At 72.1% G+C, this 14765-nt stretch carries 16 protein-coding genes; 13 read left to right on the top strand and 3 right to left on the bottom strand.

From position 1 onward, the window contains the following. Positions 1 to 79 precede the first annotated feature (79 nt). Positions 80 to 2272 (top strand): DEAD/DEAH box helicase, encoded by a 2193-nt coding sequence (locus tag C4U03_RS20700; protein WP_200827365.1) that lies wholly within the window; start codon positions 80 to 82, stop codon positions 2270 to 2272. 19 nt (positions 2273 to 2291) lie between these two features. Here C4U03_RS20700 and C4U03_RS20695 read toward each other — a convergent pair whose 3' ends face one another. Further along, entirely contained in the window at positions 2292 to 2987 is a 696-nt protein-coding gene (locus C4U03_RS20695) for a hypothetical protein (protein WP_146087448.1), read from the bottom strand. 297 nt (positions 2988 to 3284) lie between these two features. Here C4U03_RS20695 and C4U03_RS20690 point away from each other — a divergent pair, with 297 nt between their 5' ends. Then, positions 3285 to 3731, top strand: a complete 447-nt coding sequence (locus C4U03_RS20690) for an ATP-binding protein (protein ID WP_200827364.1) — start codon at positions 3285 to 3287, stop codon at positions 3729 to 3731. Between the two features lie 71 nt (positions 3732 to 3802). Here C4U03_RS20690 and C4U03_RS20685 read toward each other — a convergent pair whose 3' ends face one another. Then, entirely contained in the window at positions 3803 to 4276 is a 474-nt protein-coding gene (locus tag C4U03_RS20685; protein WP_200827363.1) for a hypothetical protein, read from the bottom strand. A gap of 444 nt (positions 4277 to 4720) precedes the next feature. On the opposite strand from C4U03_RS20685, the gene C4U03_RS20680 reads away from it, so the two are divergent. The 11 genes from C4U03_RS20680 to hypE all read left to right on the top strand — a co-directional run bounded on the left by C4U03_RS20680 (position 4721) and on the right by hypE (position 14058). Continuing rightward, on the top strand, positions 4721 to 6043 hold the full coding sequence (locus C4U03_RS20680; RefSeq protein WP_235018003.1) for a hypothetical protein: 1323 nt from the start codon (positions 4721 to 4723) through the stop codon (positions 6041 to 6043). Then, complete coding sequence (locus tag C4U03_RS20675; RefSeq protein WP_103939489.1) at positions 6040 to 6543, top strand: hydrogenase maturation protease; 504 nt, start codon at positions 6040 to 6042, stop codon at positions 6541 to 6543. The genes C4U03_RS20680 and C4U03_RS20675 overlap by 4 nt, the downstream gene beginning before the upstream one ends. Position 6544: 1 nt before the next feature. Further along, a complete protein-coding gene (locus tag C4U03_RS20670) occupies positions 6545 to 6922 on the top strand; it encodes a hydrogenase maturation nickel metallochaperone HypA/HybF (RefSeq protein WP_235018030.1) in 378 nt (125 codons plus the stop codon). Next, a complete protein-coding gene (locus tag C4U03_RS20665; protein WP_103939487.1) occupies positions 6919 to 7977 on the top strand; it encodes an NADH-quinone oxidoreductase subunit B family protein in 1059 nt (352 codons plus the stop codon). Before C4U03_RS20670 ends, C4U03_RS20665 begins: the two co-directional genes overlap by 4 nt. Before the next feature lie 46 nt (positions 7978 to 8023). Further along, positions 8024 to 9817 (top strand): nickel-dependent hydrogenase large subunit, encoded by a 1794-nt coding sequence (locus C4U03_RS20660; RefSeq protein WP_103939486.1) that lies wholly within the window; start codon positions 8024 to 8026, stop codon positions 9815 to 9817. Then, on the top strand, positions 9810 to 10439 hold the full coding sequence (locus C4U03_RS20655; RefSeq protein ID WP_103939485.1) for a NifU family protein: 630 nt from the start codon (positions 9810 to 9812) through the stop codon (positions 10437 to 10439). The genes C4U03_RS20660 and C4U03_RS20655 overlap by 8 nt, the downstream gene beginning before the upstream one ends. Positions 10440 to 10441: 2 nt before the next feature. Beyond that, entirely contained in the window at positions 10442 to 11023 is a 582-nt protein-coding gene (locus C4U03_RS20650) for a DUF5947 family protein (protein WP_235018002.1), read from the top strand. Between the two features lie 12 nt (positions 11024 to 11035). Continuing rightward, a complete protein-coding gene (locus C4U03_RS20645; protein ID WP_103939483.1) occupies positions 11036 to 11245 on the top strand; it encodes a hypothetical protein in 210 nt (69 codons plus the stop codon). A 308-nt stretch (positions 11246 to 11553) separates the two neighbouring features. Then, positions 11554 to 11835, top strand: coding sequence for a HypC/HybG/HupF family hydrogenase formation chaperone (locus C4U03_RS20635; RefSeq protein ID WP_103939481.1), 282 nt, complete (start codon positions 11554 to 11556; stop codon positions 11833 to 11835). A 28-nt stretch (positions 11836 to 11863) separates the two neighbouring features. Continuing rightward, positions 11864 to 12991 carry a hydrogenase formation protein HypD gene (gene hypD, locus C4U03_RS20630; RefSeq protein ID WP_103939480.1) on the top strand — a complete coding sequence of 376 codons (1128 nt, stop codon included), beginning with the start codon at positions 11864 to 11866 and terminating at the stop codon, positions 12989 to 12991. Beyond that, positions 12988 to 14058: a hydrogenase expression/formation protein HypE gene (gene hypE, locus C4U03_RS20625; protein WP_103939479.1), complete on the top strand. Its 1071-nt coding sequence runs from the start codon at positions 12988 to 12990 to the stop codon at positions 14056 to 14058. Before hypD ends, hypE begins: the two co-directional genes overlap by 4 nt. A gap of 62 nt (positions 14059 to 14120) precedes the next feature. Here hypE and C4U03_RS20620 read toward each other — a convergent pair whose 3' ends face one another. Continuing rightward, positions 14121 to 14759 (bottom strand): hypothetical protein, encoded by a 639-nt coding sequence (locus tag C4U03_RS20620; RefSeq protein WP_103939478.1) that lies wholly within the window; start codon positions 14757 to 14759, stop codon positions 14121 to 14123. Positions 14760 to 14765 lie beyond the last annotated feature (6 nt).

The following is a 14765-nucleotide window of genomic DNA, read 5'->3' as shown; positions in this document are numbered from 1 at the left end:
TTGTGGCGGGATCGTGCTCCCTTCCCTATGCCGGGGCTGTCACCATTGGTGCGGTCTGGACGTGTGAGGGAAGTGGGCCGTGAGCGGGGTCGTGTACCAGGGGCCGCCACCGCGGTCGAACGCGGGCGCCAAAGCGGTGTTGCAGGAGGCCGAAGCCCTGCTGGACGCGGCCCGTACGCTCCGGGCCGACCACGAACGGGCCCGCGCCGAGGTCCACCAGGCGCTGCACCCCATCCGCGCCGGGCTGGCCAAGGGCGAGCTGGCGCGCATCCCCACCTCGCGGCTGAAGGACGTCACCGGGGGACGGCTGCGGCTGAACAGCCTGGAGCAGGCGGGCCGCACCAACGTCCTCCAGATTCTGGAAGCCGGCCCGTACGGGCTGCAACTGCTGCCGGGGGTCGGGCCGCAGACCGCGTCGCAGGCGTACGCCGCCGCCCAGCAGATCGCCCGCGCGGTCGAGGAGACCGTGACCCTGCGGATCGACGTCGAACGCCAGCACGACCCGGCCATGACGGCGCTCGTGGTGGCGCTGCACCGGCTGGTGGCGGCAGGTCCGCAGCTCCCGCGCACCGTCGAGCTGGCCGCCTCGATCGAGGAGGCGCTCGGGCCGGCGGTGGCCGCCGCGCGTCCCGCCCGCAGCAGGCTGCGCATGGCCTTCACCGGGCGCGCCCGCCGGGAGGAGATCTGGCAGGCCGTCGAACGGGTCGAGCAGGTGCTCGCGGGCGCCCGGGACACGCGCACCGCGTTCGCCCAGGCGTCGGCGGACCTGCTCCGCCCGCTCGCGTCCGGCATCGAGGCGTGGACCGACTTCGAGCACGACTCCGCCGCCTACTACGGCCTGCTGGTCGAGATCGCCGGGCTGGAGCCCGACCGGGCCACCGCCGAGGGCCACCTGCCCGGCGAGATCGCCGACCGGGTCAGGGCACAGCCGCTGGACGACACGCACTGCCGGGTCTCGCTGCGCGGCTACCAGGCGTTCGGTGCCCGCTTCGTGCTGGCGCAGCGGCGGGTGATCCTCGGGGACGAGATGGGCCTGGGCAAGACCATCGAGGCCATCGCGGTCCTGGCGCACCTGCGGGCGGAGGGCGCCGGCCACTTCCTGGTGGCCTGCCCCGCCAGCGTTCTGATCAACTGGCTGCGGGAGGTCGAGGCCCGCAGCACGCTGCGCGCGGTCCGGGTGCACGGCCCGGAACGCGACGGCGCCTTCGCCGACTGGATCGCCCGGGGCGGGGTCGCGGTGACCACCATCGACGCCCTGCACACCCTGCGAATCCCCGACGACCTGCCGCTGGGCATGCTGGTCGTCGACGAGGCCCACTACGTCAAGAACCCGCAGACCCGCCGCTCCAAGGCCGTCGCCGCGTGGGCGCGGCGCACGGACCGGGTGCTGTTCCTGACCGGCACGCCGATGGAGAACCGGGTGTCGGAGTTCCGCAACCTGGTCGAGCACCTTCAACCCGACCTCGCCGGCCGGATCGAGGACGGCGACGGCGCGGCGGGGCCGCAGGTCTTCCGCAGGGCCGTCGCGCCCGCCTACCTGCGCCGTAACCAGGAGGACGTGCTCACCGAGCTGCCCGACCTGGTCGAGGTGGAGGAGTGGGAGTCCTTCAGCGCGCAGGACATGGCCGCCTACCGGGAGGCGGTGGCCTCCGGGAACTTCATGGCCATGCGCCGCGCGGCCTTCCGCGACCCGGCCGCCTCGGCCAAGCTCGAACGGCTCCGCGAACTCGTCGCGGAGGCCGCCGACAACGGCCACAAGGTGGTGATCTTCTCCTTCTTCCGAGACGTGCTGGAGACCGTCCGGCAGGCGCTCGGCCCGGCGGCGCTGGGGCCGATCACCGGGTCGGTGACCGCGGCCCGCCGCCAGCACCTGGTGGACGAGTTCACCGCCGCGCCCGGCCACGCGGTGCTGCTGTCCCAGATCCAGGCCGGCGGGGTGGGCCTCAACCTGCAGGCCGCCTCCGTGGTGATCATCTGCGAGCCGCAGCTCAAGCCGACCCTGGAGGACCAGGCGGTGGCCCGCGCGCACCGGATGGGGCAGGTCCGCAAGGTGCAGGTGCACCGGCTGCTGGTGGCCGACAGCGTGGACCAGCGGATGCTGGAGATCCTGCGGCGCAAGAGCGACCTGTTCGACGCCTACGCCCGGCGCAGTGACCTCGCCGAGTCCGCCCCCGAGGCGTTCGACATCTCCGAGCAGGCGCTGGCCCGGCAGATCGTCGAGGCCGAGCAGCGCAGGCTGGCCGGGGAGGCGGAGATCGGCGAGGTCTCCTGACGGGGTTCCGCGCGGTCGTCTACCGGCGCTTGCCCAGGGCGAACGCGGCACCGGCCACCACGACCCACAGCACGCCCGGCACCAGTGCGATGTACTGCACCGGGAAGAGCTGGGTCAACGCGATCAGCGCCGCCATCGCCGCGCTGAACACCGCCAGCCCGCGGCCGACCACCCGGCGGCGGAACCCGGCGACGGCGACCGCGCCGGCCGACAGGCCCGCGCCCGCCCACAGCCAGGCCATGGTGTTGTAGATGGCCAGGTTGGCGGCGATGGTGTCGGGGTCGGCGTCGGCGTAGCGGCGCAGCCCGTGGTACAGCTCGGTGCTGATCCCGCCGCCGACCAGCAGCATTGCGGCCACCAGCAGCATGCCCGCGAAGGCCAGCAGCGGCAGCAGGCTGCCGTCCGGCTCGTCCTGGGCCAGCCGCCGCCGCAGCCCGGCCCCGAAGACCAGCACCAGCAGCGCGGCGAGCGAGGTCCCGGCCTGGACGATCCACACGATCGTCTTGTCGCCTTGGATGGCCTGGACGAGCCGGGCGTTGTCCCCGAGCAGGCTCTCGTCGACGTTCGTCAGCTCCACCGAGAGGAAGAACAGCGTCACGAACGCCACGAGGGCGCCCACGACCCCGGACACCGCCCAGGCCCGGCCGCCCGTGGCAGATGGCTGCGGGCCGGCGTGCGCCGGGTGCGTTGGCCGGTCTGTCGAAGAGGTGGTCATGATCGGGGCTCCTTACGTCCGTGCGCCCCTGATCCGAAACCGGAGCGCCAGTCAACGGAGCCCACTGTGCGCCGAGGGCGCCGGCGCGCGCATGATGCGGCTGTCCTGTCCTTCCTGGGTGCGCCGGCCCGGGACAAAGACCCGGTCGGCGGGGTCGTTCCGGTGTCGCGGGGGCCAGCGCTGGTGGGTGCGGCGGCGGTCCTGGGCGGCGCGGCGGGTACGGTGCCGGTGTGCGGACGCCGTCACCGCCGGGAGCGGTGATCGTGTAGGAGGCTTGGGACGGACATGGTCGGATCCGTGCCGAACCCACCGGCCAGACCCCCCGAGGTCGTCGTCATGGTCGGCCTGCAGGGCAGCGGCAAGTCGACGTGGGTGGCCCGGCATCTGGCCGCCACGCACGAGATCGTGAGCAAGGATCACTGGCCGAACGCCCGCCATCGCGAGCGCCGCCAGCGTCGTGTGCTGAACGAACTGCTCGCCGCGGGCAGGGATGTCGTCGTCGACAACACCAACCCCGCCCCGGCCGACCGCGCCCCGATCATCGAGATCGCCCGCGCGCACGGCGCCACGGTACGGGCGGTGTACCTCGATGTGCCCCTGCACATCTGCTTGGCCCGCAACGAAAATCGCCAGGGCCGGGCCCGCGTGCCGCTGGTGGGCGTGCTGGCGGCGCTGAAACGACTGGTGCCCCCGTCCGCCGACGAGGGCTTCGACCGCGTCGACACGGTCACCACCGGGCCCTGACCGTCCGGACCCATCTGCCTGCGGGCTGCGGACCTGCGAGCCTGCGGGGCTGCGGGGCTGCGGGGCTCGGGTCAGACGCCGGTGGCCTCCAGGGTCCGGTACGTGACCACTCCGTAGGCCAGGTGGGGGATCACGTCGCTCGCCCAGTCCTTGCCCGACCAGTTCCGCGGGTCGGTGACCCCGACGGCGGCCATCGACGTGTCCATGGCGGCCATCGCCAGCGCGCCGATCGCGATCGGCTCCAGCCAGGACGGCATCCGCACCCCGGCCGACCGCAGCGCGCCCGCCGCCATGCCGATCCCGACGCCGGCGGCGATCCCCAGCAGGGCGCCGAGGCCGGTCAGCCGGTTCTCCCTGGTCCGCTCGTCGCCGGGTACCGGAAGTCCGGAGATCTCGCTGAGCCGCTCCGCCGAGCGTTCCGGCGCGGAACTGGACGGCCGCCCGCGCCACACCATGTCCAGATAGGTCACGGTGTTGAGCGCGGTGGTGCCCGCCGCCCCGGCCAGCGCCCCCCGCCCGATCCCTGCGCACATTCCTGTCGACATGCGCGCCTGCGTGCCCCGGGCCGCACTTCCCAAACACCTGACCGGTCCGTCCGCGTGGCATGGTCCCCCAGCCGTTCAGGGCACGCGCTTTTCCTGGGGAAACCATTGTCCGATCATATTTTGCCGCCCCGTTGGGAAGTTCGTTCAACGCTCTGGCATTGCGGATGGATACCTTGCCGGAAGGGCTGCCGTGATAACCGTTCCATGGCGGGCTTCGCAGGTCACGGGCCCTCCATAAATAGGTGTGCGTGTCATATAAGGTCCGGGAACACTTACCGGATCCACGGCGACCGGGTTATACCGGGAAAGGTCGCCGTGTGCACCGCCTGGCCGGGCAGCCGTCCTGTGCGGGACGGACGGCGTGTTCTGCCCCCGTACAGGAAGAGGCCACAGCACATGTATGCGAAACCGGTCGCCGCAGCCGGCCTCGGGGAGGCACGGGCGGTGGCCGACGCGATCCTCTACGAGGGATATCTGCTGTACCCCTACCGGCGGTCGTCCGGCAAGAACAAGGTGCGCTGGCAGTTCGGCGTGCTCTTACCGCAGGCGTGGGCGCAGGCGCACGGGCTGTCGGACGCCGGGGTGGCGGGCTCGGCCGAGTCCTGGTGGCAGCAGACCGAGTGCCTGTTGGAGGGGCCGCGCGACGCCCTGGTCGACGTGCGGATCCGGTTCCTGCAGGTGCAGCGGCGGTCGCCGGAGGAACTGCTGCCCGACGGGGACCACCGCCCGGCCGACACGATCGAGCTGGGCTCGCGGTTGGAACTGGGCTTCGACGAGGCCGTCCCGCAGGAGTTCCAGGTGCGGGCGACCGTCGCCGAGGTGCTCGGGGGCGCGCGTCGGGTCGTCCTGAGGGCACCGGGCGGCGAGGAGAGCGAGCCGCTGACCGACGAGCAGGGGCGACGGGCCGGCCGGGTGCTGCGCCGCAGATGGCCGGTGACCGCGGTGGTGACGCTCTCGGCGACCGCCTGCCGGACACCGTTCCCGCTGCACCGGCTCCAGGTGCGCGTCGAGAACACCGGGGAGGCGACCCCGCCGGAGGCGGCCCGCGACGAGGCGCTGCGGAGCTCGCTGATCGCCTCCCACGCCCTCGTCGCCGTGCACGGCGGCTCGTTCGTCTCGCTGCTGGACCCGCCGCAGTGGGCGCAGGAGGCCGCGCACGAGTGCGCGAACGTCCACACGTTCCCGGTGCTGGCGGGCGAGCCGGGGCGGCGCGACCTGGTGCTGTCCTCGCCGATCCTGCTGTACGACCACCCGCGGATCGCGCCGGAGAGCCCGGGGGACCTGCACGACGCGACCGAGATCGACGAGATCCTGTCGCTGCGCACCCGCACGCTGACCGAGGAGGAGAAGCGGGAGGCGCGGGCGACCGACCCGCGGGCCGCCGCCATCCTCAACCGCGTCGACACCATGCCACCCGAGGTGATGGCGCGCCTGCACGGAGCCGTCCGCTCGCCGGACCCGGCCTCCGAAGCGCCCTGGTGGGACCCTGCCGCGCACGCGTCCACCTCGCCCGACACCGACAGCGTGGTGGTGGACGGCGTGGCCCTGGCCCGGGGCAGCCGGGTCAGGTTGCGGCCGCGGCCGTACGGCACCGACCCGCAGGACAGGTTTCTGGACGGACGGACCGCGCTGGTCGAGGCCGTGCTGCTCGACGTGGACGGCGCCTACCACCTGGCCGTGACGTTGGAGGACGACCCCGCGGCCGAGCTGAACCAGTGGTACGGCCGGTACCGCTACTTCGCACCCGATGAAGTGAGGCCCCTGTGAACGGACAACGAGTGCTCGTGGCGGGGATCGGCAACGTGTTCCTCGGCGACGACGGTTTCGGCGTGGAGGTCGTGCGCCGGATCGACCGCGCCGAGCTGCCGCCCTGCGTGGACGTCGCCGACTACGGCATCCGGGGCGTCCATCTGGCCTACGAACTGCTGGACCGCCGCCACCACACGCTGATCATGATCGACGCCGTTCCGCTCGACGGGCCGCCCGGCACCCTCGCGGTGCTGGAGGCCGACCCGGAGGACGGCCCCGGCCTGCCCGTCCTGAACGGCCACGGGATGCACCCGCAGGCCGTGCTGCACCTGCTGCACACCCTGGGCGGCGAGGTGGACCGGGTGCTGGTCGTGGGCTGCCGGCCCGCCGACACCGCCGAGCGGATGGGCCTGTCCGAGCCGGTCGCCGCCGTCGTGGACGACGCGGCGCGGCTGGCCGTAGAACTCGCCCGGAAGGCCGCCCTGGCCGGGACCGAAGCGGAGTACGCCCGTGCATGAGATGGGGCTGTGCGAGGCCATTGTCGACGCCACGCTGCGGCGGGCCGGGGGACGCCGGGTGAGCGCCGTGCGGGTCCGCGCCACCGGGCATCCGGTCGATCCCGGGGTGGTCGAGCAGGGCTTCCGGCTGGCGGCGGCCGGCACCGTCGCCGAGGGCGCCGCACTCGACCTGGTGGTCGAGCCGCCCGCGGTGCGCTGCCGTTCCTGCGACGAGACCTCACCGGTCACCACCGCGACCGCGCTGGCCGCCTGCCCGCGCTGCGGCGGCCTGGACGTGACCGTCCCCGCCGGGGACGGCCTCGTCGTGGAATCGATCGCCACCACCGACAACGAGCCCGCCTCCGCGCGCGGAGGCGGGCGCCGAGGGAGGCCGGGATGACCCAGACGGCGCCGACCGCCGACCGCCGTGTCGGCTTCGAGGAGATCAGCATCCTGTGGATCTCCGAGGGCATGAGCTGCGACGGCGACACCGTGTCGATGACCGCGGCGGGCCAGCCCGGCATCGAGGACGTGGTGAACGGGGTGATCCCCGGGCTGCCCAGGGTGAACCTGCACAACAAGGTGCTGTCGCCGACCGTGGGCGGCGAGGAGTTCCTGGCCCCGTTCCGCGCCGCGGTCCGCGGTGACCTGAGCCCGTACATCCTGGTCATCGAGGGGTCGATCCCCAACGAGAAGATCAACGGGGACGGCTACTGGACCTCGTTCGGCAACGACCCGGACACCGGCGAGCCGGTGACGCTGAACTGGTGGATCGACGCGCTGGCGCCGGGCGCCTTCGCGGTGGTGGCCGCCGGCACCTGCGCCACCTACGGCGGTATCCACGCGATGGCCGGCAACCCGACCGGCTGCATGGGCCTGGCCGACTACCTGGGCTGGGACTTCCGCTCGGCGGGCGGGCTGCCGATCGTCAACGTGCCCGGCTGCCCCATCCAGCCGGAGAACTTCATGGAGACGCTGACCTGGCTGCTGTACCACGCCGCCGGGTCCGCGCCTCCGCCGCCGCTGGACGACAAGCTGCGCCCGCAGTGGTTGTTCGGCAAGACCGTGCACGAGGGCTGCGACCGCGGCTCGTACTACGAGCAGGCCGACTTCGCCAGGGACTACAACTCGCCCAAGTGCCAGGTGAAGATCGGGTGCTGGGGGCCGGTGGTCAACTGCAACGTCCCCAAACGGGGCTGGATGGGCGGGATCGGCGGCTGCCCCAACGTCGGCGGCATCTGCATCGCCTGCACCATGCCGGGCTTCCCGGACAAGTTCATGCCGTTCATGGACCAGCCGCCGGGCTCCAGCCTGTCGGCGCTGATGATCAAGCCGTACGGCACGCTGATCCGCCGGCTGCGCGGCATCACCAACCGCACCGCCAACACCGAGCCGCGCTGGCACCACAACCGTGACGTGCTGACCAGCGGCTTCAATCCGCGTTACCGCCCGTAGCGGGCGCTGTCAGCGGCCGGCCCACAGCAGGAAGGACCACGTACCGATGGCGATCACGGAGCGGCAGCCCGTCACCGGCGAGCCGGGGCAACTGGTCGAGATGTCCTGGGACCCGATCACCCGGATCATCGGCAACCTCGGCATCTACACCAAGATCGACTTCGTCGATCGGCGGGTGGCCGAGTGTCACAGCACGTCCTCGCTGTTCCGCGGCTACTCGGTGTTCATGAAGGGCAAGGACCCGCGCGACGCCGGGTTCATCACCAGCCGGATCTGCGGGATCTGCGGCGACAACCACACCACCTGCTCGGTGTACGCGCAGAACATGGCCTACGGCATCAAGACGCCCGTGCTGGGCGACCTGATGCTCAACCTCGGCGAGGCGGCCGAGTACATGTTCGACCACACGATCTTCCAGGACAACCTGGTCTTCGTGGACTTCTGCGAGGCCATGGTCAAGGACACCAACCCCAGCGTGCTGCGCCGGGCCGAGACCACCGAGGCCCCGCGCGGCTCGATCCACGGCTACCGCACCATCGCCGACATCATGCGGGCCTACAACCCGTTCGAGGGCGAGGTCTACAAGGCGGCGCTGCAGATGAGCCGGATCACCCGGGAGATGTTCTGCCTGATGGAGGGTAGGCACGTGCACCCCTCCACGGTCTATCCGGGCGGGATCGGGGCGATGCCGACGCCGACGACGTTCACCGACTACCTGTCGCGGCTGCTGCGGGTGGTGGACTTCGTCAAGAAGGCCGTCGCGATGAACGACGACGTGTTCGACTTCTTCTACGAGGCGCTGCCCGGGTACGAGGAGGTGGGCCGCCGCCGGATCATGCTGGGCTGCTGGGGCGCCTTCCAGAACCCCGACGTGGTCGACTACCGGTACGAGACGATGAACGAGTGGGGCAAGGCGATGTACGTCACCCCCGGCATCGTGGTCGACGGCGAACTGGTCACCAACAACCTGGTGGACATCAACCTCGGCATCCGCATCCTGCTCGGCTCCTCCTACTACGACGACTGGGTGAACGAGGAGCCGTTCGTCACCCATGACCCGCTCGGCAACCCCGTCGACATGCGGCACCCGTGGAACCAGACCACGCTGCCGGTCCCGCAGAAGCGCGACTTCAGCGACAAGTACAGCTGGGTGATGAGCCCCCGCTGGTACGACGAGCGGACGGGGGAGCACCTGCCCCTCGACACCGGCGGCGGCCCCTTCGCCCGCCTGTACGTCACCGCGCTGTCCAACCTCGTGAACACCCCGTACGTCAGGTCCACCGGCTCCAGCGTGCAGATCAACCTCCCCAAGGGGGAGTCGCTGCCGGAGACCACCCTGGAGTGGCGCATCCCGCCGTGGTCCAACGCCCTTGAGCGCAACCGGGCGCGGGTGTACTTCGTCGCCTACGCCGCCGCGATGGCCTTCCAGTTCCTGGAGACGGCGATGGACCGGGTGCGCCGCGGTGACCAGAAGGTCTTCCAGGACTTCGACGTGCCGGACGAGGCGATCGGGGTGGGCTTCCACGAGGCCGTGCGCGGGGTGCTCTCGCACCACCTGGTCATCCGGGACGGCAAGATCGCCAACTACCATCCGTACCCGCCGACCCCGTGGAACGCCAGCCCGCGCGATGTCTACGGCACGCCCGGCCCGTACGAGGACGCCGTCCAGGACATGCCGATCTTCGAGGAGAACGGCCCGGAGGACTTCCGCGGCGTGGACATCATGCGGGCGGTGCGCAGCTTCGACCCCTGCCTGCCCTGCGGCGTCCACATGTACCTGGGCAAGGGCCGCACGCTGCAGAAACTGCACTCCCCGATGTTCGGCGCCGACCATGGCTGAGCCGGCCGCCGAGCCGGCCGCTGAGTCGGGCGCCGGGCCGACCGTTGGGGCGGTCGCCGAGGGGGCGGACGGGCGGACCAGGCTGGACGACGCGCGGATCGTCGGGCGGCTGGAGCGGCTGGAGGAGGTGCTGTCGCGTCTGGAGCAGGTTCCCGGGCCGACCACCGAGACGGCTCTGGACGCGGTGACCCTGCTGGTCGAGGTGTACGGGGAGGCGCTGGCCCGGGTCATGGACCGGCTGGCGCTCCAGCCGGGCTTGGCCGGCGAACTGGCCGGCGACGAACTGGTGGGCCATCTGCTCGTCCTGCACGGCCTGCACCCCGCGCCGGTGGCGGAACGGGTCGCCCGCGCCATCGACGGCGTCCGCCCGTACCTGCGCTCGCACGGCGGTGACGTGCAGCTCGTCGGGATCGAGGACGGTGTGGCGCGGGTGCGGCTGTCGGCGCGGGGCTGCGGCTCCTCGACGGCGCTGCTGCGGGAGGCCGTGGACGCCGCGGTCGCCGCGGCGGCCCCGGAGCTGTCCGGCGTCGAGCCGGTGCGGGCCGGCGGCCCGGCCGCGTTCATCCCGGCCGAGGCGCTGCTGAGCAGGCCGGTGCCGCACGCGCCGGAGGGGGTGGCGTGACGGTGAGCGCGCTGAGCCGGGTGATCACGCGGGCGGCCGCCCGGTCCCGCGAGGGGGCCGAGCGGTGCGAGCTGTGCAGCGCGGCCGTACCCGAGGGGCACGCCCACGTCCTGGACGAGCGGGCGGGGGAGGTGCTGTGCGCCTGCCGTGCCTGCGCGCTGCTGTTCGAGCAGGACGCGGCGGCCGACGGCCGGTACCGGCGGGTGCCCGACCGCCGGATCCGCCTGTCCGGGCTGTCCCCGGCCGACCTGGGGGTCCCGGTCGGGCTGGCGTTCTTCGTGAAGCGGCCGGACGGCGGCGTGGACGCCCACTACCCGAGCCCGCTGGGCGCCACCCGCTGGGACGTGGACCCGGACACCTGGAGCCGTGCCGTCGCCGGCTGCGAGCCGCTGCGGACGATACGGCCCTCGGTCGAGGCCCTGCTGGTCAACACCTCCCAGGACGCCGACGAGCAGTGGCTGGTGCCCATCGACGAGTGCTACCGGCTCGTCGCCGTCGTCCGCCGTCACTGGACGGGCCTGTCCGGGGGAGGGCAGGTGTGGAAGGAGATCGAGGCGTTCTTCGATCGGCTGGCCGGCCGATGAGAGGAGAGGACCATGGCTGAGATTCGGGTGGGCGAACCCGACGTGTCACCGGACGCGCCCGCGCACACGCGCGGCGTCCGGGAGGGCAACACCCGGGGCGCGTACCGGCACGAGGTGGGCCACCACATGGACGACACCGTCGACGCGCGGAAGTCGACAGGCGTCAGGCCCCAGGACCGCGACCCGATCCTGCCGTCCATGCCCAACCTGCCGCCGGGCTGACCACGAGGAGGCGGACAGCATGACGAAGACGGGGACCTTGGCGAGAACGGGGACCGTCGCGAAGAAGGCGAGTGCCACCGCGAGGACAGGGACTGTCGCGAGGAAGGCGGGGGCCTTCGCGAGGACGGGTGCCGTCGCGAGGAGGACGGGTGCCGGGAAGACGGGCGCCATGAAGGGGGGAGGGGCGGTGCGCCGCAGGAGGCGGATGGTGCCGTTCATCGCGGCCGGCGCGGTGCTGGCCATGATGATGTGGCGGGAGGTGCCCGCCATGCGGCGCTACTACAAGATTTCGAGGATGTGAGCGCCGGATGTGCCTGGGCATTCCGGGGGAGATCGTGGCGCTGCTCCCCGACCGGGCCGACCTGGCCACGGTCGAGATCGCCGGTGTCCGGCGGGCCGTCAACATCGGCCTGCTGGGCACCTCCGGCGACAGCGGGGTGGGGGTCGGCGACTGGGTGCTGGTCCACGTCGGGTTCGCCATGTCGAAGATCGACGAGGCGGAGGCCGCCGCCACCCTCGCGCTGCTGCGGGGGCTGGGCGAGGCCTATACCGACGAGCTCGACGCGCTCAAGGGCTCGGACATCACCTGACGATCACCGAAAGGCGGAAGAGAACCCGATGCGGTTCGTCGACGAATACCGCGACGCCGACCGGGCTCGCGTGCTGGCGGCGGGCATCGCCGCGCTGTGCGAGCCCGGCCGCCACTACAAGTTCATGGAGGTGTGCGGCGGCCACACTCACGCTATCTACAAGCACGGATTAGAGGACTACCTCCCCGAGGCGGTGCAACTGGTGCACGGCCCCGGCTGCCCGGTGTGCGTGATCCCGATGGGCCGGGTGGACGACGCCATCGCCATCGCCCGCAATCCCGACGTCATCTTGACCTCGTTCGGGGACATGCTGCGGGTGCCCGGCGGGCACGGCTCGTTCCTGGACGCCAAGGCGGCCGGCGCCGACATCCGGATGGTGTACTCGCCGCTGGACGCGCTCAAGCTGGCCCGGCGCAACCCCGACCGCCGGGTGGTCTTCATGGCCATCGGGTTCGAGACCACCGCACCGTCCACCGCGATGACCGTGCTGCGCGCGGCGGCCGAGGGGGTGCAGAACTTCTCGGTGTTCTGCAACCACGTGACGATCATCCCGGCGATCAAGGCCATCCTGGACTCGCCGGACCTGCGGCTGGACGGCTTCATCGGCCCCGGCCACGTGTCCACCGTGATCGGCTGCCGCCCGTACGGATTCATCCCCCGCGACCACGGCAGGCCGCTGGTGTGCGCGGGCTTCGAGCCGCTGGACGTGCTGCAGGCGGTGCACATGCTGCTCAGGCAGCTCGCCGAGGGACGGGCCGAGGTGGAGAACCAGTACACCCGGGTCGTCCCGTGGAACGGCAACCACCGGGCGCTGGAGGCCATCAACCGGGTGATGGAGCTGCGCCCCTACTTCGAGTGGCGCGGGCTGGGCTTCATCTCCCACTCGGCGCTGCGGATGCGCGACGCCTACGCCGCCTTCGACGCCGAACGGATCTTCCAGGTGCCCGGGGTGCGGGTGGCCGATCCGAAGGCGTGCCAGTGCGGCGAGGTTCTCAAGGGCGTCCTCAAACCCTGGGAGTGCAAGGTCTTCGGCGTCGCCTGTACCCCGGAGACCCCCATCGGCACCTGCATGGTCTCCGCGGAGGGGGCCTGCGCCGCCTACTACAACTTCGGCCGGTTCACCCGGCAGCGGACGAGGAAGGCCAGCCGCGCATGATCACCGAGGAGCAGGTGCTGGAACGCATCCGGCGCGCCCGTGAGCGCAGGCCCCGGGTCCGGGAGGAGCGCATCACGCTGGCCCACGGCGCCGGGGGCAAGGCCACCCAGTCACTGGTGGAGGCCGTGTTCGTGGACGCCTTCCGCAATCCGGCGCTGGAGGGGCTCGGCGACGGCGCGGTCCTCGGGGTGGACGGCGCCCGGCTGGCCTTCACCACCGACTCCTACGTGGTCTCGCCGCTGTTCTTCCCCGGCGGGGACATCGGCGACCTGGCGGTCAACGGCACGGTCAACGACCTGGCCGTCTGCGGCGCCCGCCCGCTGTACCTGTCGGCGGGCTTCATCCTGGAGGAGGGCTTCCCCGTCGCCGACCTGGAACGGATCGTCGCCTCGATGGCCGCCGCCGCGACCCGCGCCGGCGTGCACATCGTCACCGGGGACACCAAGGTCGTCGGGCGCGGCAAGGCCGACGGCTGCTACGTCAGCACCGCCGGCGTGGGCGTCCTGGAAAGGCCGCTGACCCTGGACGCCACCGCGGTACGGCCCGGCGACGCCGTCCTGGTCTCCGGCCCGATCGGCGAGCACGGCGTCACCGTCATGCTGGCCCGGGGCGAACTGGAGATCGAGGCCGACCTGACCTCCGACACCGCCCCACTGAACGACCTGGTCGCGGCGCTCCTGGACGCCGTCCCCGCCGTTCGCGTCCTCCGCGACGCCACCCGCGGCGGCGTCGCCACGGTGCTCAACGAGATCGCCCAGTCCGCTCGTACCGCGATCGTGGTGGACGAGGCGGCCGTCCCGATCCGCCCCATGGTCGCCGGCGCCTGCGAACTGCTCGGCATCGACCCGCTCTACGTCGCCTGCGAGGGCCGCTTCGTCGCCGTCGTCGACGGCGCCCACGCCGACGCCGCCCTGACGGCTCTGCGCACCCGTTCCCTGGGCGAGCACGCCGCCGTCATCGGCCACGTCCAGGACGATCCGCCGGGCCTGGTCCTGGCCCGCACCGCCTTCGGCGGCACCCGCGTCGTCGACACCCTGGTGGGCGACCCGCTACCCCGTATCTGCTGACCGGAGGGTCCGGCTCCCCGTGACCACCGGTCCGCCCGGAGGCCACGGGGAGCCCGGATCCCCTAGTTCACATCCGCCGATGACACCAGGCCGCTCTCCAGCAGGAGCCTCATCCAGCCGTCCCGATGCCGGCCCCGCCGGTCATGGTGGGCACGCCGGCTGCGCGGGACGCGGTTGGGGATGCCGTGGCGGTCGATGACGGACTCGATGAGCTGTGGATAACCGGCGCCCAGGACGTGGAAGTCGAAGAACGTGACGATGTCGGGGGCGAGTTCTGTGGTCTCGACGATGTCGACGGGGTTCTCATAGGCGAAGACGTAGTCGTCTCCGTCGCAGAAGTAGACGTCCCCGTCCTTCAGATCCAGGTAGATGCCGCTGCCGCACTCGATGTCCTCGGGGGCGCCGAAGCGCTCACAGCCGATCCCGAGCGGGTTGCCCAGCGGACAGTACGGATCGACATGCCGTTCGGCCCAGGCCCGCGGACCCGCTGTCTCCTCGGGCTGCGCGAACCGGAAGTAGTCCCCGCCCAGCCGGGAGAAGAGCCCGAACACCTCGGTGACCCCCTCGGGAAGCTCCGGAACGCGCTCCAGCTCCCTCGGCCCCTCAATGATCACCCCGAACCCGTGCTCCGCCTCCACCCGCCTGAGCAGCTCCAGCTTCGCCCTGATCCCGTCCAGCGTCTCCCGCCGGTCCCCGCCCACCGAACG

This window comes from Thermomonospora echinospora, from assembly GCF_900108175.1.
Lineage (GTDB): Bacteria > Actinomycetota > Actinomycetes > Streptosporangiales > Streptosporangiaceae > Thermomonospora > Thermomonospora echinospora.
The sequence above is the reverse complement of the archived record's forward strand: the minus strand, read 5'-3'. Positions and strand labels throughout refer to the sequence as shown.

Coding starts and splice junctions, on each gene's coding strand:
- C4U03_RS20695 (WP_146087448.1), bottom strand. CDS start 2,987: ATGACCACCTCTTCGACAGACCGGCCAACGCACCCGGCGCACGCCGGC.
- C4U03_RS20685 (WP_200827363.1), bottom strand. CDS start 4,276: ATGTCGACAGGAATGTGCGCAGGGATCGGGCGGGGGGCGCTGGCCGGG.
- C4U03_RS20670 (WP_235018030.1), top strand. CDS start 6,545: ATGGGGCTGTGCGAGGCCATTGTCGACGCCACGCTGCGGCGGGCCGGG.
- C4U03_RS20665 (WP_103939487.1), top strand. CDS start 6,919: ATGACCCAGACGGCGCCGACCGCCGACCGCCGTGTCGGCTTCGAGGAG.
- C4U03_RS20660 (WP_103939486.1), top strand. CDS start 8,024: ATGGCGATCACGGAGCGGCAGCCCGTCACCGGCGAGCCGGGGCAACTG.
- C4U03_RS20655 (WP_103939485.1), top strand. CDS start 9,810: ATGGCTGAGCCGGCCGCCGAGCCGGCCGCTGAGTCGGGCGCCGGGCCG.
- C4U03_RS20645 (WP_103939483.1), top strand. CDS start 11,036: ATGGCTGAGATTCGGGTGGGCGAACCCGACGTGTCACCGGACGCGCCC.
- C4U03_RS20635 (WP_103939481.1), top strand. CDS start 11,554: ATGTGCCTGGGCATTCCGGGGGAGATCGTGGCGCTGCTCCCCGACCGG.
- hypD (WP_103939480.1), top strand. CDS start 11,864: ATGCGGTTCGTCGACGAATACCGCGACGCCGACCGGGCTCGCGTGCTG.
- hypE (WP_103939479.1), top strand. CDS start 12,988: ATGATCACCGAGGAGCAGGTGCTGGAACGCATCCGGCGCGCCCGTGAG.